12 protein-coding genes are annotated in these 16,370 nt (G+C 70.4%); 6 read left to right on the top strand and 6 right to left on the bottom strand.

Annotation, left to right across the window (positions count from 1 at the left end; all coding sequences use genetic code 11):
• Positions 1 to 31: 31 nt before the first annotated feature.
• Both treY and glgX read right to left on the bottom strand, forming a co-directional pair.
• Positions 32 to 2,407: a malto-oligosyltrehalose synthase gene (treY, locus tag ACIBB8_RS07615; protein ID WP_398949500.1), complete on the bottom strand. Its 2,376-nt coding sequence runs from the start codon at positions 2,405 to 2,407 to the stop codon at positions 32 to 34.
• A gap of 97 nt (positions 2,408 to 2,504) precedes the next feature.
• Positions 2,505 to 4,658 carry a glycogen debranching protein GlgX gene (gene glgX / locus ACIBB8_RS07620; RefSeq protein ID WP_398949501.1) on the bottom strand — a complete coding sequence of 718 codons (2,154 nt, stop codon included), beginning with the start codon at positions 4,656 to 4,658 and terminating at the stop codon, positions 2,505 to 2,507.
• A 526-nt stretch (positions 4,659 to 5,184) separates the two neighbouring features.
• Between glgX and ACIBB8_RS07625 the strand changes: the two genes are divergently transcribed.
• Together ACIBB8_RS07625 and ACIBB8_RS07630 are read left to right on the top strand one after the other, a co-directional pair.
• A complete protein-coding gene (locus ACIBB8_RS07625) occupies positions 5,185 to 6,417 on the top strand; it encodes an SAV2148 family HEPN domain-containing protein (RefSeq protein ID WP_398949502.1) in 1,233 nt (410 codons plus the stop codon).
• 105 nt (positions 6,418 to 6,522) lie between these two features.
• Positions 6,523 to 7,263 (top strand): 3'-5' exonuclease, encoded by a 741-nt coding sequence (locus ACIBB8_RS07630; protein WP_398949503.1) that lies wholly within the window; start codon positions 6,523 to 6,525, stop codon positions 7,261 to 7,263.
• A gap of 68 nt (positions 7,264 to 7,331) precedes the next feature.
• On the opposite strand, the gene ACIBB8_RS07635 is transcribed toward ACIBB8_RS07630, so the two are convergent.
• The 3 genes from ACIBB8_RS07635 to ACIBB8_RS07645 are packed head-to-tail and all read right to left on the bottom strand — an operon-like array spanning position 7,332 to position 9,351.
• A complete protein-coding gene (locus ACIBB8_RS07635) occupies positions 7,332 to 8,240 on the bottom strand; it encodes a sulfurtransferase (RefSeq protein ID WP_398949504.1) in 909 nt (302 codons plus the stop codon).
• Positions 8,241 to 8,289: 49 nt separating this feature from the next.
• The gene (locus ACIBB8_RS07640; protein ID WP_398949506.1) at positions 8,290 to 8,424 is read right to left on the bottom strand and encodes a hypothetical protein; all 135 of its coding nucleotides are present in this window, start codon (positions 8,422 to 8,424) and stop codon (positions 8,290 to 8,292) included.
• 60 nt (positions 8,425 to 8,484) lie between these two features.
• Entirely contained in the window at positions 8,485 to 9,351 is an 867-nt protein-coding gene (locus ACIBB8_RS07645; RefSeq protein ID WP_398949507.1) for a phosphotransferase enzyme family protein, read from the bottom strand.
• A 126-nt stretch (positions 9,352 to 9,477) separates the two neighbouring features.
• Here ACIBB8_RS07645 and ACIBB8_RS07650 point away from each other — a divergent pair, with 126 nt between their 5' ends.
• Genes ACIBB8_RS07650 through mgt form a run of 4 tightly spaced genes read left to right on the top strand, consistent with a single transcriptional unit; the run spans position 9,478 to position 13,822 of the window.
• The gene (locus ACIBB8_RS07650; protein WP_398949508.1) at positions 9,478 to 10,437 is read left to right on the top strand and encodes a carbohydrate ABC transporter permease; all 960 of its coding nucleotides are present in this window, start codon (positions 9,478 to 9,480) and stop codon (positions 10,435 to 10,437) included.
• Entirely contained in the window at positions 10,434 to 11,273 is an 840-nt protein-coding gene (locus ACIBB8_RS07655; RefSeq protein WP_398949509.1) for a carbohydrate ABC transporter permease, read from the top strand. Before ACIBB8_RS07650 ends, ACIBB8_RS07655 begins: the two co-directional genes overlap by 4 nt.
• Positions 11,273 to 12,577 carry an ABC transporter substrate-binding protein gene (locus tag ACIBB8_RS07660; protein WP_398949510.1) on the top strand — a complete coding sequence of 435 codons (1,305 nt, stop codon included), beginning with the start codon at positions 11,273 to 11,275 and terminating at the stop codon, positions 12,575 to 12,577. Before ACIBB8_RS07655 ends, ACIBB8_RS07660 begins: the two co-directional genes overlap by 1 nt.
• Positions 12,578 to 12,631: 54 nt before the next feature.
• Positions 12,632 to 13,822: a macrolide-inactivating glycosyltransferase gene (gene mgt, locus ACIBB8_RS07665; RefSeq protein ID WP_398949511.1), complete on the top strand. Its 1,191-nt coding sequence runs from the start codon at positions 12,632 to 12,634 to the stop codon at positions 13,820 to 13,822.
• Positions 13,823 to 13,829: 7 nt separating this feature from the next.
• On the opposite strand, the gene ACIBB8_RS07670 is transcribed toward mgt, so the two are convergent.
• Entirely contained in the window at positions 13,830 to 16,187 is a 2,358-nt protein-coding gene (locus ACIBB8_RS07670; protein ID WP_398949512.1) for an MMPL family transporter, read from the bottom strand.
• Between the last annotated feature and the right edge of the window lie 183 nt (positions 16,188 to 16,370).

Here is a 16,370-nt window from a genome sequence, read left to right on the forward strand (position 1 = left end):
TCCTCAACCCCGGGACCGGTCCGCCCGCGGTTCAACAACAGGCACGGAGCAGCGCCACCGGTCGTTCGGCGAACAACGCGTCCACCGCGACCGGACCGCCCGGGAACTCCCGTCCCGGCGTGAGCAGATCGGTCCACGGCCCGCCGCCCGGCAGCGCCAGCGTCGTCCCGCGCCAGCCGCCCGCCCCGGCCAGCCGCAGCGACAGCCTGGTCACCGCCGTGACGACCTTCCCGGAGCGGCAGAAGGCCAGACAGTGCGCGGCCGCCGGGCCCTGCGCGGTCAGCGGGGTGTACGTCCCCGACTCGCCGAAGAGCTCCGGCTGATTCCGCCGCAGTCGCAGTGCCGCCATCGTGAGCGCTGCCTTCTCGCTGACGGGACCGTCCTCGGGCGGGTGGCGGAACGGCTGCCGGTTGTCCGGGTCGACCAGTGCCACGTACTCCTGCTCCGTCCCCTGGTACAGGTCCGGCACCCCTGGCATCGTCAGCTGCACCAGGGCCGCGCCGAGCGCGTTGGCCCGGGTGAAGGGTTCGAGGGAGGCCGCAAACCGCTGCAACGCATCCCGGGCCGGCCCGGTGCCGGCGGCGGGACCGGCCATGACGAAGTCCGACACCGCCCGCTCGTAGACCTGATCGGGCTCCGTCCAGCTGGTGAACAGGCCCGCTTCCCGTACGGCTTTCAACAGCGCGGGTTCGAGACGGCCCGCCAGCTCATCGGCGGGCAGCCTCGCGCAGCCGAACGCCGTCTGCCAGGCCTGCCAGGCCAGCTGCGGATCGGGCGCGACCGTGTTCGGGGCTGCCCGCGCCAGCTCCGTCAGCAGCTCCGACCACTGCTGCGGACACTCCGACAGGATCGCGATCCGGGCCCGCACATCCGCGCTGCGCTTGGTGTCGTGCGTGGTCAGCGCGGTGCCGGTGGCGGGCCAGTCGCGCGCCAGCCGGGTGCAGAAGGCATGGAACTCCTCCGGAGCCACCGCGGGGCACCCGGGATCACCGCCCACCTCGGTCGCCGAGATCAGCGGCACGTACCGGTAGAAGGCCGTGTCCTCGACGGACTTGGCCCGCAGCGCCGACGCGGTCTGCGCGAACCGGGCGCAGAACGCCGCGCGGTCCGGCCCGTCACCGAGCCGCCCCAGCGCCAGGTCCCGCACCACATCGACGGCCGTCGCCTCCTCGGCCACGGAGAACAACGCCCTGGCGTCCCGTACGGCCGTGTCGGGCAGCGCCGCCTCCGCCGCCTCGGTGCAGGGCCCGCCCGCCGTGACGTACGGGCGGTAGACCGGGACGCGGACGAGCAGTTCGTCGATGGCGGTGCGCAGCGCCCACGGGGCGTGGTCGCGCAGCGCGGGGTCCTTGGCGCAGATGCGTACGGCGAGGCGGGTCAGCAGGGCGGTTTCCGCGGCCAGTTCATGCGTCACCACCTGGTACGCCGCCCGGCGGACCGTCGCCGACCAGTAGCCGCCTCGGTCCCCGGCCGGGCCGGCGAACTCCCGGTACCGGCCGAGCAGCTCGGTGGCGCCCATCGGATCGGTGAACAGCCCGTCGATCCGGTGCAGCGCGTCGTACCCCGTCGTCCCCGCGACGGCCCAGCCCGCGGGCAGCGGCTCGGTACCGGTGAGGATCTTCTCCACGACCGTCCACCGCCCGCCGGTCGCCTCGTCGAGCCGCTCCAGATAGCCGGCGGGGTCGGCGAGCCCGTCGGGATGGTCGATGCGCAGTCCGTCGACGACACCGTCCCGGACCAGTTCGAGGATCTTGCCGTGGGTGGCCGCGAACACCTCGGGGTCCTCCACCCGGACCCCGATGAGGTCCGAGATGGTGAAGAACCGCCGGTAGTTCTGCTCGGTACGGGCCAGCCGCCACCAGCCGAGCCGGTAGTGCTGGGCGTCCAGCAGCTTCGGCAGCGGAAGACCGGCGGTACCGGACCGGAGCGGGAACTCGTGCTCGCCGTGGCGCAGCACCTCCCCGTCCACCTGGAACCGTTCCATCTCGTCGCCGATCCGCCGGGCGAGCACCGGCAGCAGCACCCGCCCGTCGCCCGCCGCCCAGTCGATGTCGAACCAGCGGGCGTACGGCGAGTCCGGGCCCTCGCGGAGGACCTCCCACAGGGCCCGGTTGTGGCGCGGAGCGGCGGCCATGTGGTTCGGCACGATGTCCAGCACCAGCCCGAGTCCGTGCTCCCGCGCCGTAGCCGCCAGTTGCCGCAGCCCCGCCTCACCTCCGAGCTCGGCCCGGACCCGGCTGTGGTCGACCACGTCGTAGCCGTGCCGGGAGCCGGGCACGGCTTCGAGGACCGGCGACAGGTGCAGATGGGAGACACCGAGGGCGGCGAGATACGGCACCGCGCGCCCGGCGGCCGAGAACGGGAAGTCCGGCTGGAGCTGGAGCCGGTACGTGGCGGTGGGTGTCATGCGAACGTACGTACCCAGCCTGGGGCCGACTGTGACACGGCATCCGGCCGATCCATCCGGACGAGGGGTCGGTTCGGTGGGCGTGCCGCTCCGACCGCTACGCCGGCCGCTGCAGCACCGCCATGCTCTGCCCCACCAGCGACACCCGGTCGCCCGCAGACACCTTCGGGCCCCCTCCCGGCTGAACCCCCTCAGGGCGGGCCGTGTCGACCACCACCGACCACTGCCGGCCGTGGTTCACCGGAACGGCGAATTCCAGCGTATCGGCGCTCGCATTGAACATCAGCAGGAACGAATCGTCGGAGATCCGCTCGCCCCGCGGGCCCGGCTCAGAGATGGCGTGCCCGTTCAGAAAGACCGTCAGCGCCTTGGCATGCGCCGCCTGCCAGTCCCGCTGTGTCATCTCACTGCCCTCGGGCGTGAACCAGGCGATGTCCGTCAGCTCGTCGTGCGTGCCCTCCACCGGCCGCCCGTGGAAGAACCGGCGGCGCCGGAAGACCGGGTGGTCGCGGCGCAGCCAGACCATCGCCCGGGTGAACTCCAGCAGGCTGCTGCGGGACTCCTGACCGTCCCCCTCCTCGTCCTCCGTACCGGCTTTGCGGGGCTCCGGCCAGTGCACCCACGACAGCTCGCTGTCCTGGCAGTACGCGTTGTTGTTGCCGTGCTGCGTCCGTGCGAACTCGTCGCCGTGACTCAGCATCGGCACCCCCTGGGACAGCATCAGCGTGGCGACGAAGTTCCGCATCTGCCGCTCGCGCAGCTCCAGCACTTCCGGCTGGTCCGTCTGGCCCTCCACGCCGCAGTTCCACGACCGGTTGTGGCTCTCGCCGTCCTGGTTGTTCTCGCCGTTCGCGTCGTTGTGCTTGTCGTTGTACGAGACCAGGTCATGCAGCGTGAAGCCGTCGTGGCAGGTGGCGAAGTTGATCGAGGCGAGCGGGCGCCGGCCGTCGTCCTGGTACAGGTCCGAGGACCCCGTCAGGCGCCCCGCGAACTCGGCGAGGGTCCGCGGCTCACCCCGCCACAGGTCCCGGACCGTGTCCCGGTACTTGCCGTTCCACTCGGTCCACAGCGGCGGGAAGTTGCCCACCTGGTAGCCGCCCTCGCCCACGTCCCATGGCTCGGCGATCAGTTTCACCTGGCTGACCACCGGGTCCTGCTGCACCAGGTCGAAGAACGACGACAGCCGGTCCACCTCGTGGAACTGCCGGGCCAGCGTGGCCGCGAGATCGAAGCGGAAGCCGTCCACATGCATCTCGGTCACCCAGTACCGCAGCGAGTCCATGATCAGCTGCAGCACGTGCGGGGACCTCATCAGCAGCGAGTTCCCGGTCCCCGTGGTGTCCATGTAGTACTGCTGATCGTCCGCGAGGCGGTAGTACGAGGCGTTGTCGAGCCCCCGGAAGGACAGCGTCGGTCCCAGGTGGTTGCCTTCCGCGGTGTGGTTGTAGACCACGTCGAGGATGACCTCGACGCCCGCCTGGTGCAGTGCCCGTACGGCCTGTTTGAACTCGCTCACCTGCTCTCCGCGGTCGCCGCGGGAGGCATATGCGTTGTGCGGGGCGAAGAAACCGATGGTGTTGTAGCCCCAGTAGTTGGCGAGCCCCGCGTCCACCAGCCGGTGGTCCTGGACGAACTGGTGCACCGGCATCAGCTCGATCGCCGTGACCCCGAGCTCCGTCAGATGCGCGATGACCTCCGGATGCGCCAGCGCCGCGTACGTACCGCGCAGTTCCTTCGGCAGCCCCGGATGGAGCATCGTCAGACCCTTCACATGGGCCTCGTAGATCACCGTGCGGTGGTAGTCCGTACGGGGTCGCCGGTCGTCGCCCCAGTCGAAGTACGGGTTGACCACCACCGAGCTCATGGTGTGCGGCGCCGAGTCCAGATCGTTGCGCGCGTCGGGCTGTCCGAACGGATAGCCATACACCGCCTCGCCCCACCGGATCTGCCCGGAAACCGCCCGCGCGTACGGGTCGAGGAGCAGTTTCGCCGAGTTGCAGCGGGCTCCGCGCTGCGGCTCGTACGGCCCGTGCACCCGGAATCCGTACCGCTGACCGGGCATCACCCCGGGAAGATAGGCATGGCGGACGAAGGCATCGGTCTCCCTCAGCTCCACCGCTGTCTCGGAACCGTCGTCGTGCAGCAGGCACAACTCGATTCGGTCGGCGGCCTCGGAGAAGACCGCGAAGTTGGTGCCGACGCCGTCGTACGTGGCACCGAGGGGATACGCCTGTCCCGGCCAGACCTGCATAGATATGACTCTTCCACTTCTGCTCCGGGAGCTGGGGGCACTGGGGACCGACCCGGCCAGATCTTCCCCGAAAGAGTGCCCCGGACCGAGTGCCGTCACCGGCGATGGGGGTGGGGTCTCCCCTGCTCGAACGGAGCTGAGAGCTTGGGGAACGAGCCACCAGGGCTTGTGGTCGACGCGGCGAGCGGGCGTGCCGGGCGGTGCGACGGGGCAGGGCGTGCCGGGAGGCGCACTGGGACGTGGCGCGGTCCGGTCGGCCACGTCCGCCGGACCGGTCAACATCGGGCCTCTCCGTGTCGCCCGGAACCGGAGTCCGAGAACCTGACCGGGGCGCACGTCCGGAATGCGGCCCTTGATGGGGTGCTCAATCACTATGAATCACCTCACTACGGCAGAACTTGCCCCAGGGAACGCGCCTGGCGACTGGGAGAGTTGAGAAAGGAGCCTGTCCATCCGGCTGCACCGGCTCCCGCTCCCGGAGTACCCTTCCTTGATCGTTGGTGGGGGAGCGGAAGGCGGTGCGCGGTTGAGCTCGGGAGGGTTCGAGCTGCCCCCAGGTGACCCAGGTCACGAGGGGGAATCCGTCGACGCCCCGCCCGGGGCGGTATCGCTTGCGCAGCCCATGGAGATCGGTGCCGAACTGGGCTGGGGCGCGGAAGCCTGGAGCGAGGTCCGGACCCGGGCCCAGCGGGCCGGGCGTGCCTACATTTGGCTGAATCTCGTGGAACAGCGGCTGCGCTCCGTGGTCGCCGCGGTGCTGCGGCCGATCTACGAGCCGGTGCACGGCGAGGACTGGGTGGTGGCCGCCGCGGGGCCCGCCGGGCAGGAATGGGTGCAACGCGCCGTCGCCGTGCGCGAGGTCTCCCGCCGCAAGGGCTATCTGCTCGACCCAGCCGACGACAACGTGCTCAGCTTCCTCACACTCCCGCAGCTGCGGGAGCTGATGGTCCAGCACTGGCCCTGCTTCGAGCCGTACTTCGACGACCGGCGCGATGTCGAGCTGGCACTCGACGAACTGGAGGTCGCCCGCAATGTCGTCTCCCGCAACCGTGCGCTGAACGAGGCGGTCCTCGCCCAGGCCGAGCGCGCCTCGGCGCGCCTCCTGGAGATCCTGGGCAGTGGCGCCGCGGTGCCGTCCGCGGACCGGCTGCCGGTCGACGCCGTCGAGGAGCTGGTCGGCGACCGGTACGCGGATGTGGTCTCCGTCCACTCCGACCGGGTCCGGCTGCAGCGTCAGCTGCCCGCCGAGGACCTTTTCGGCGGTTCGCGCCGACTCGACGCGATCGGCATAGGCCTCAATCTGCTGGTGCAGAACTTCTCCGGCCGCCGGCTGGTCCGGCTCGCCGAATCGGGCTGCCGGATCCGGCTGCTGTTCATCAACCCGGCAAGCAGCGCGGTCAAGCGCCGTGAGCGGGAACTCGGGCTCAAGAAGGGCGAGCTGAGCCGGTCGGTGGAGATGAACATCCTCCACATGCGCCGGGTCCGCTCCAAACTCCGTGATCCGGGCGCGTTCGAGATCCACGTCTTCGACGAGACGCCGCGCTTTACGGCCTATCTGGTGGACGGCGACGGAGCGGACGCGGTGGGTGTCGTCCAGCCCTATCTGCGGCGCGCACGCGGCATGGAGGCGCCGGTGCTGGTGCTGCGAGGCGGCGGCCGGGCGGTGGTCCGGGCGGGGCAGGACAACGAGAACGGGCTCTTCGAGACGTACCGCGAGGAGTTCGAGTCCGTGTGGACGGACTCCCGGCCGGTCTCCTGAGCCCTTCGCCCCGCCCGGCGTACGCGTCACCTGTCGCACGCGTTGTCAGTGGTGCATGGCAGGGTGGTCATCACCTGGGGGAGAGCACCACAAAGGAGGTACGGGATGAGCTGGCACCGGGAGGCGCTGGTCGGCTTCGACCTGGAGACGACGGGCACGGAGCCGCTGGAGGCCCGGATCGTGACGGCCGCGGTCGTCTGCGTCGCAGGCAGGGACGGGGAGCCGGTGCGGCAGCGCACCTGGCTGGCGGATCCGGGGATCCGGATTCCCGCACAGGCCTCGGCGATCCATGGCATCAGCAGCGAGCGGGCAGCGGCGGAGGGCCGGCCGGTGCGCGAGGTGGCGGACGAGATCGCCGAGACGCTCACGGGCTACTGGCGCCAGGGGGTGCCGGTCGTCGCGTACAACGCCGCCTTCGATCTGACGCTGCTGACGGCGGAGTTGCGCCGGCACAGGCTGCCCTCCCTGAGCGACCGGCTCGGCGGTCGCGGGATCGGTCCGGTCGTCGACCCGTACACGATCGACCGGGCGGTCGACCGCTACCGCAAGGGCAAGCGGACGCTGGAGGCGGTCTGCGTCGAGTACGGAGTGGTGCACGGGGGCGCGCATGACGCGTGCGCGGACGCGCTGGCGGCGGTACGGGTGGCGTACGCGATAGCCGCACGCCACAGCTCGGTCGCCGCGCTGACGGCGAGCGAACTCCACGAGCGTCAGATCACGTGGTACGCGGACTGGGCAGCCGACTTCCAGTCCTTCCTGCGCCGCAAGGGCACCGCGGACGCGGTGATCGACCCCCACTGGCCGCTCCGGGAACCGGCCGCTGCCGCGACTCCGACCATGGACTGATACCGGGACGCTGCAGGCCTCACCCGGTCGGCCCTGGCATGGCCGTCCAGCCCGTGAATGTCCGTCATTCACGGGACGACGTCGTCCGGACCGCCGGCCCGGCGGTCCTCGGTGCCCGGGCCCCTCACGACCGGCAGGTGCGAGGGAAGACCCCACTCGCTCCAGGAACCGTCGTACACGGCCGGCTCGGAGTAGCCGGCCAGTTCGGCCCCCAGGGCCAGAACGCAGGCCGTGACTCCCGAACCGCAGCTGAATACCAGCTTCTCCCGGTCTCCGGCGAGGGCCGAGAACACCTTGCGCAGCTCCTGTGCCGGGCGCATCCGGCCCTCGTGCTGGAGTTCACCGAAGGGCAGATTCACCGCCCCGGGCATATGGCCACCGCGTAGCCCGGGGCGGGGCTCCGCAATCTCGCCCGTGAAGCGCTCCCGGGTGCGGGCGTCGAAGACGGCCGAGGCAGGATCGGCCAGCGCTGCCGTCACCTGGCCGCTGTCGACGATCAGCCCGGGGCGGGGCCGGGCGGTGAAGCTGCCGTGCGGGCCGCCGTACGCGGACTTCTCGTTCTCGACCGGCAGTCCGGCCGTGGCCCAGGCGGGCAGGCCGCCGTCGAGCACCGCGGCCCGGTCGAACCCCATCGCCCGCAGCATCCACCAGGCGCGGGCGCTGGAGTAGATGCCCGCGCCGTCGTAGACGACGACCGTGCCGGCGTCGTCGACGCCGAGAGAACTCAGCTCCTCGGCGAACCGGCCGGCGTCGGGCATCGTGTGGGGCACGGCGGCCGAGTGGTCGGACAGCGCCCCGTCGATGTCGAAGGGCCGCGCCCCCGGTATCCGCTGTCCGGCGCCCCGGTGCGCGCCCACGGAGGCGTCAAGGACCACAAGTCCGGGCGCGCCGAGCCGCTGTGCGAGCCAGTCGTTGTCGACCAGCGGGCCGGGCAGGGTGGGGCCGACGAGCGGCTTTTTCGGATCCGTACTGCTCACAGGTGCCCTCCTGGATCTCGATCGAACGCCGTACACCCTGCTCATCGAATCAGGCGGCCACCGTCTCCATGTCGGTGGCCGTCACCGTTTCGGCCCGCAATCGCGCAGAACGCCACGCGGTCGTCAGGCGGGTGAGGACGAAGCGGCCGCCCCGGTGCCGGGGCCGGTCGGAGTCGGTCCGCATCCTCGAGCCCGTCCGGCGATCGAGGACACATCGGCCGCCGGACGAGCCCGGCGACACCTCTCAGAACGGATACCACCGCACCGCCGCGTCACCCTCGCGCAAGGACGCCACCCTGCGCCGGAACTCCGCGAGCGCCTTTGGATTGCCCGGCGCGTGCTGTGCGACCCAGGCGCAGCTGGCCGTCTCCCGGGCGCCCCGCAGCACCGCGCAGCCGTCCCACTCCCTTACGTCCCAGCCGTACGCGGCGGTGAACGCGTCGTAGGCCTCCGCCGCCAACCCGTACCGGTCCCGGGACAGCGCCAGCACCACCAGATCGTGCTCGCGCAGATCCGTCGAGAACGTCTCCAGGTCCACCAGCACCGGCCCGTCCGGACCGACATGGACATTGCGCGGCAGCGCGTCTCCGTGGATCGGCCCCGGCGCCAGATGCGGTACCAGCGCCGCGGCCGCCGCTGCGAATCCGTCCCGCCGTTCCCGCAGATACTGTGCGTCGGCCGGATCGATCGCGTCGCCCGCGAGCCGCAGCCACCGCTCCACCCCGCCGAGCAGCTCACGCCGGGGCAGCGTGAAGCCCTCCGGCGCGGGCAGTGCGTGGACCAGGGTGAGCAGCTGCGCCAGATCCCGCGGCTGGGCAGCACGTACCGCGTCGGGGAGCCGGTGCCAGACCGTCACCGGATGCCCCTCGACCAGCCGGGCCTTCGGCTCAGCCGCCCGCACCGCGGGGACCGACGATCCGGCGAGCCACTCCGCGACGGCCACCTCGCGCTCGGCCCGGGCCAGCAGTTCCGGGTTCTGCGCGGCGTTCCGGCCGACCTTGACCACCAGGCCGCCGACGGCGAACACCGCGTTCTCACCCAGCGCGAGCAGCTCCGCGCCGTCGGACAGTCCGGCAGCGGTGAGTACCTCGCGCGCACGCATCTCGTTCATGGATCCGATTTTCGCATCTGTGCAGGCGACCTTGACGAACCGACGACCCGTCAGCACCATGGCGGAGGCAACCTGAGCGGCCAGATCCGGGTGAAACCGATCCAATGACGCAAGGGGGTCGAATTCATGACGTTAGCGAATGCAACGGTGCAGACCGGGCGGCATGGCCCGCCCGGGAGCCCGAAGTCCACGCACGGTGGAGCAGCCCCGCGGGTCAACCGGAGCGCCGGTGCGTGGTTCCTTGTACTGCCTGCCCTGATCCCGATCCTGATCCTCAGCGTCGGCCCGCTGCTCTACGGCGTCGCGCTGGCGTTCACCGACGCCCAGTCCGGCCGCACCCGTTCCACCCAGTGGGTCGGCGGGCTCAACTTCCAGGACCTGCTCCACGACGCACTCTTCTGGGACTCGTTCCGGATCGGCCTCGTCTGGGCGGCCGGCGTCACCGTCCCGCAGTTCGTCCTGGCCCTCGGCCTCGCCCTCCTGCTCAACCAGAACCTGCGGATGCGCTGGCTGGCGCGGGCCCTCGCGATCATCCCGTGGGCCATGCCCGAAGTGGTCGTCGGCATCATGTGGCGGCTGGTCTACAACCCGGACGCGGGCGTCCTCAACGAGACCATCCGCGATCTCGGACTCGGCGACGGCCGGGACTGGCTGACCGGACTCGCCACCGCGCTGCCCGCCGTGATCGTCGTCGGCGTCTGGGCGGGGATGCCGCAGACCACCGTCGCGCTTCTGGCCGGGCTCCAGAACACCCCGCACGAACTCCACGAGGCGGCCGCCCTGGACGGCGCGGGTGCCTGGCGCCGGTTCCGTACCGTCACCTGGCCGGCCCTCAGACCGGTCGCCCTCTCCATCACCGCGCTCAGTTTCATCTGGAACTTCAATTCCTTCGCCCTGGTCTACGTCCTGACCAACGGCGGTCCCGGTGGCCGGACCCGGCTGCCGATGCTCTTCGCGTACGAGGAAGCCTTCCGCTACGGCCAGTTCGGCTACGCCGCGGCGATGGGCTGTGTGATGGTCGCGGTGATCTCCGTGGTCCTCGCCGTCCACCTCGTCGGCTGGCTCAGGGGAGGCGAGGACCAGTGAGTCTCCGGACCAGCAGATCCGCCCGCGCGGGACAGTACGTCGCGCTCCTGGGCTATCTCGTCTTCCTGGCGTTCCCGTTTCTCTGGCTGATCTCCACCGCCTTCAAGCCGGCGCGCGAACTGGGTTCCCTGCACCCCACCTGGATCCCGGAGCATCCGACCCTGGACAACTTCCGGCAGGCCTTCGACGAGCAGCCCCTGCTGCAGGCCGCCGCCAACTCGCTGGTCGCCGCGGCCTCCGCCGCTCTGATCGCCGTCGTCATCGCCACGCCCATGGCCTATGTGATGGCCCGGCAGCGCACCGGGCTCACGGCGGCCGCCACCGGCTGGGTCGTCGTCAGCCAGGCGTTCCCCTTCGTCCTGCTGATCATTCCGCTCTTCCTGCTCCTCAAGAATCTGCATCTGATCAACAGCCTCTGGGGGCTGATCACGGTGTACGCCGTCTGGGCGCTGCCGTTCGCGCTGTGGATGCTGGTCGGGTACGTCCGCGCCGTACCGCCCGAACTCGAGGAAGCCGCCTCGGTCGACGGCGCCGGAAGACTGCGGACACTCGTCTCGGTCACCGTCCCGCTGCTGGCCCCCGGCATCGTCGCCACCGCACTCTTCGCGTTCATCACCGCATGGAACGAGTTCTTCTTCGCGCTCGTCCTGCTCAAGACACCGGAGAAGCAGACCTTGCCGGTCGTACTCACCCACTTCCTCGGCGCGGAGGGCGCGGCCGAGCTCGGGCCGCTCGCCGCCGCCGCGTTCCTCGCCACCCTGCCCTCCCTGGTCCTCTTCGCGATCATCCAGCGCCGGATCACCGGGGGCATGCTCGCCGGGGCGGTGAAGAGCTGATGCGGGCACTCGTGCGTACCGCAGCCGCCGCGGCCGCCGCACTGGCTCTGCTCCTCACCGGCTGCAGCGGTGGCGGCGGAACGGACAACAGCGGGAAGATCGAGCTTCGCTTCCAGTCGCTGGCCTGGCAGAAGGAGTCCGTCGACGCCAACAAGCAACTGGTCGAGGAGTGGAACAGGGGCCATCCCGACATTCAGGTCGAGTACGTCCAGGGCAGCTGGGACAGCGTGCACGACCAGCTGCTCACCTCCTTCGAGGGCGACGAGGCACCGGACGTCATCCATGACGCCTCCGACGACCTCGCCGACTTCGCGTACGGCGGCTATCTCGCCGACCTGCGCACACTGCTCCCCGGGCGGCTGGCCGCCGACATCCCGCAGCAGAGCTGGCGGACCGCGACGTTCGGCGACGGTGTCTACGGGGTGCCGTTCCTTCAGGAACCCCGGGTCCTGATCGCCAACACCAAGATCCTCAAGGCCTCCGGGGTCCGGATCCCGAGCCCCGCGAAGCCCTGGAGCTGGGACGAATTCCGGCAGGTCACCAAGGAACTGACCGGCAAGGGGGAGGGGAAGGCGGCGTACGGAGTCGCCTGGCCGCTCCGGGAACCGGTCTCCGTCACCCTCAACCTCGGAGTCTCCAGCGGCGGCCGGCTCTTCCACCGCGGCGCCGACGGCAAGGTGACCATCCGGCTCGACGAGGGCGACGAGGTCATGCCCGGCATCATCCGCGACCAGGTCAACACCGATCACAGCGCCGCCCGCGCCACGCTCGGCATGGGCGGCTCCGACACCCTTCCGGGGCTGTTCGGCGGCAGGTACGCGATGGTTCCGCTGGGCTTCTCGTACCGTCAGCAGGTCGTCGAGCAGGCCCCGAAGGGTTTCGAGTGGACCGTACTGCCCGCTCCTGCGGGCAGTGACGGGCTCGCCCAGGGTGTGAGCCCGCAGACCCTTTCCGTCGCCGAGGCCAGCCCGCACAAGAAGGCGGCCGTGGAGTTCATCGACTTCCTGCTGCGCCCGGAGAACATGGTGCGCCTGGCGCGGGGGGACTGGATGCTCCCGACCGGCACGGCGGCGCTCGCGGACCCAGCTCTGCACACGGCCGAGAACGGCTGGGCGACCGGCGTCGCCCTCGCGAAGGGGCTGCGCCCGGCGCCCGCCCAGTTGGTGCGCGGCTACCCCGAGTGGAAGGACAAGGTCGCCACGCCCGCACTCCAGGAGTACTACAGCGGGGCGATCGGACCGGACGAGCTGAAGAAACGCCTGGTCGACGACGGGAATCGGGTCCTGGCGCGCTATCAGCGCTGACCAGACCAGGAATTCTGGATAGACGAGACGTATCGTCTCGTCTATGGTGTGGGCATGACGGATATCCCGCGTGCCCACATCGCCATGTTCTCCATCGCCGCCCACGGACACGTGAACCCGAGCCTCGAAGTCATCCGGGAACTCGTCGGCCGTGGGCACCGCGTCAGTTATGCCATCCCGCCGTCCTTCGCCGAGAAGGTCGCCGCCACCGGAGCCGAACCGGTGCTCTACACCTCGGTCCTGCCCACCGCGCCGGAGGACTGGGGCACCGAGCCGATCGACCACCTGGAGCCGTTCCTCGACGACGCCGTCCAGGCGCTGCCCCAGCTCATCAAGGCCTTCGACGGGGACGAGCCGGACCTCGTCCTGCACGACATCACCTCCTACCCGGCCCGCGTCCTCGCCCACCGCTGGGGCGTGCCCACGGTCTCCCTCTCGCCCAACCTGGTCGCCTGGGACGGGTACGAGGAGGAGGTCGGCGAGCCGATGACCGCCGAGCTGATGCGCAGTGAACGCGGGCGGGCATACCGCAAGCGGTTCGCGGACTGGCTCGCGGAGAACGGCATCGACCAGCATCCCGACCCGTTCGTCGGCCGACCGCGCCGCTCGATCGTCCTGATCCCCGAGGTGCTCCAGCCGAACGCGGACCGGGTGGACCGCGAGGTCCACACCTTCGTCGGTGCCTGCCTGGGCGACCGTGCCGACCAGGGGGAGTGGCAGCGGCCCGCGGATGCCGAAAAGGTGCTGCTGGTGTCGCTCGGCTCGGCCTTCACCCAGCAGCCCGGCTTCTACCGCGACTGCATCGAGGCGTTCGGTGACCTGCCCGGCTGGCATGTCGTGCTCCAGATCGGTGCGTTCGTCGACGTCGCCGAACTCGGGCACGTACCCGCGAATGTGGAGGTGCGCTCCTGGGTGCCGCAGCTCTCCGTGCTCGAGCAGGCGGACGCGTTCATCACCCACGCGGGTGCGGGCGGCAGCCAGGAGGGGCTCGCCACCGGCACCCCGATGGTCGCCGTCCCGCAGGCGGTCGACCAGTTCGGCAACGCCGACATGCTGCAGGCGCTGGGCGTCGCCCGGCATCTGCCGATGGACGAGGTGACCCCGGAGGCGCTGCGCACCGCAGTGCTTGCTCTGGCCGGCGACCCGGTGGTGGCGGCGAAGGCGGCGGCGGTGCGGGAGCAGATGGCGGGGGAGGGAGGCACAAAGCGGGCAGTCGGCCTCATCGAAGCCGAACTGCCCGCCTGAGCAGGGTTTATCGGGACTGTCCGGTGAGCGTGCTGTCCGGGGTCTCCCCCGTGGCCCCAACGGCAGGGGAGGGAATCGCACCGGGGGCCCGGTCGTCGCCCACCCCGTCCGCGACGCCCGACTCGTCGTGTGTCAGGTCCGGCAGCCACCTCAGCCACTTCGGCAGGTACCAGTTGCGTTCGTCGAGCAGCGCCATGACGGCCGGCAGCAACACCCCGCGAATGATCGTCGCGTCGATCAGCACCGCAGCGGCCAGGCCTACGCCCATCTGCTTCATGGACTGCATCGACAGCGTGCCGAAGATCGCGAACACCGCGACCATGATGACCGCCGCGCTGGTCACCACGCCTGCCGTTGTCACCACGCCGTGGGCGATCGCGTCCCTGGTCGAACGGCCCTGCAGTCGGGCTTCCCGGATCCGGGACACCACGAACACGTGGTAGTCCATCGAGAGCCCGAAGAGGATCACGAACAGGAAGAGCGGCAGCCAGGAGACGATTGCCCCCACCCCTTCCGCACCGACCAGAGAGGCGCCCCAGCCGTGCTGGAAGACGGCGGTCAGGATGCCGTACGCGGCGCCCACCGACAGCAGGTTGAGCACGATGGACGTCACCGCGATCGTCAGTGAACGGAAGCAGAGCAGCATCAACAGGAAGGCGAAGACCACGACGAAGGCGAACACCGGCACCACCGCGCCGACGATCTGGTCGTTGAAGTCCTTCGACCCCGCGACCTGACCGGTGATCGGCGCCTCGACGCCGTCGATCTTGCCGAGCGTGTCCGGGCGCACCTGGTCACGGAGCAGATCCAGGCTCTTGACGGCCCTGCTCTGATCGGATCCACCGACCAGCGGTACGTCGATGACCGCGATGTTCTCCGCGTCGTGCGTCACCATGTCGACCGGGCCCTTGGAGGCGCCCGACGCGACGGCCTGCTCACGGAAGTCGGCGAGCGCCTGACGTACCGGAGCGGCGTTGATGTCGTCGGCCTTCACCACGACCCGGGCCGGGTCGGCGCCGCCGGGGAATGCCGCGTTGAGCCGCTCGTAGGTCTGCACGATCGGGAGCGAGCTGCCGAACTCCTGGTCCAGGGTGAGGTTCTGGGTGTGCATGCCGACGGCGGGCAGCGCAATCGCGGTGAGTGCGCCCGCCGCGATCACCAGCGCCGTCCAGGGGCGGCGCAGCACCGAGTTGAGTACCGCCCGCCACACCCGGCTCTCGCCGCTCGCAGCGCCCGGTTGCACGGCCGACTTCCGCTGGCTGTCGGCGGACCGCTTGAGGCGGTTGAGGAACGGCACCCGCCCCTTCTCGACCCGCTCGCCGAGCAGCGAGAGCAGGGCGGGAAGGACCGTCACCGAGCCGACCATCGCGACCGCGACGACCATGAGTGAGGCGAGCCCCATCGCCTCGAACTCGGCGAGACCGGTGAAGAGCATGCCTGCCATCGCGACACAGACCGTCACACCGGAGACGATGATCGCGCGTCCGCTGGTTGCCGCGGCGATCATCAGGGCGGTCTGGGCGTCGCGCCCCTTGGCCCTTTCCTCGCGCTCGCGCCGCAGATAGAAGAGGCAGTAGTCGACACCGACGGCCAGACCGACCAGCAGCATCACCGAGTTCGCCGTCTGGCTCATCGGCTGGAGATGGCTGACCACGCCCATCAGCCCCATGGTCGCGATGATCGCCGTGATGGCCAGAGCCACCGGTAGCAGTGCGGCGACGAGGGCCCCGAACGCGATCAGCAGAATGCCCAGGGCGACCGGTACGGCGGAGAGTTCGGCCCGCTGGAAGTCGTCGCCGAAGGCGTCTTCGAAGGTCTTGCCCATGCTGGCGCTGCCGATCTCCTCGATCACGAGACCGTCGTGCTCGCCCTGGACCTTGTCGACGGCCTTCAGCACCGGTTCGACGCGCGCGCTCGCCGTTTCGGGATCCCCCCGCATCTCGAACTGCACGAGCGCGCTGCGACCGTCCGCCGAGATGCTCTTCGTCGAGTACGGAGAGGTCACGGCGGTCACTTCACCGGTGGACTGGACCGCCTGCATCACGGCATCGACGGCCGAGCGGAACTCCGGTGAAGTGGCCTTCACCGAGGAGCTGTCGGCCTGGACGAGCACGGTCTCGCCCGCCGGAGCCTTCAGCCCGGCGTCCTCGGTGATCTGCACGGCCCGGCTCACTTCGCCGGACAGTTGGTCGCTCTCCTTCACGTCGACCCGGCCGGCCGCCGAGCCGAGTCCCATCGCGAGAACGACGAACAGCACCCAGACGGTCACCGCCGCCCATCGGTGCCGTGCGCTCCAGCCGCCGGCCCGGGCGGCGATGCCGCGCACGCGTGGCGCCCCCGTGCGCGCCGAATCCACTGTTCTCATGACGGACCTGCCCCCTCGTGGCCGACGCCGGCTCCCTGCCATCGTCGCTGGTCCGAAGTTACGGGCGGAATCGAGTTGTCTCCTCATGCTCCCTGGTGAACCTGCGGGGCCCGTTCTCCACCTTGCGGGGCAATGGATCCCTGAGAGGGGCGGTCCATGACCCTTACAAGTAAAGGGCTGTCG

The organism is Streptomyces sp. NPDC051286, from assembly GCF_044455345.1.
Taxonomy (GTDB): Bacteria; Actinomycetota; Actinomycetes; order Streptomycetales; family Streptomycetaceae; genus Streptomyces.

Bases quoted from the DNA above. Each gene is read 5' to 3' on its own strand.
- ACIBB8_RS07645 (WP_398949507.1), bottom strand. From the start codon at position 9,351: ATGAACGAGATGCGTGCGCGCGAGGTACTCACCGCTGCCGGACTGTCC.
- ACIBB8_RS07630 (WP_398949503.1), top strand. From the start codon at position 6,523: ATGAGCTGGCACCGGGAGGCGCTGGTCGGCTTCGACCTGGAGACGACG.
- ACIBB8_RS07660 (WP_398949510.1), top strand. From the start codon at position 11,273: ATGCGGGCACTCGTGCGTACCGCAGCCGCCGCGGCCGCCGCACTGGCT.
- ACIBB8_RS07670 (WP_398949512.1), bottom strand. From the start codon at position 16,187: ATGAGAACAGTGGATTCGGCGCGCACGGGGGCGCCACGCGTGCGCGGC.
- glgX (WP_398949501.1), bottom strand. From the start codon at position 4,658: ATGCAGGTCTGGCCGGGACAGGCGTATCCCCTCGGTGCCACGTACGAC.
- ACIBB8_RS07640 (WP_398949506.1), bottom strand. From the start codon at position 8,424: ATGCGGACCGACTCCGACCGGCCCCGGCACCGGGGCGGCCGCTTCGTC.
- treY (WP_398949500.1), bottom strand. From the start codon at position 2,407: ATGACACCCACCGCCACGTACCGGCTCCAGCTCCAGCCGGACTTCCCG.
- ACIBB8_RS07650 (WP_398949508.1), top strand. From the start codon at position 9,478: ATGACGTTAGCGAATGCAACGGTGCAGACCGGGCGGCATGGCCCGCCC.
- mgt (WP_398949511.1), top strand. From the start codon at position 12,632: ATGACGGATATCCCGCGTGCCCACATCGCCATGTTCTCCATCGCCGCC.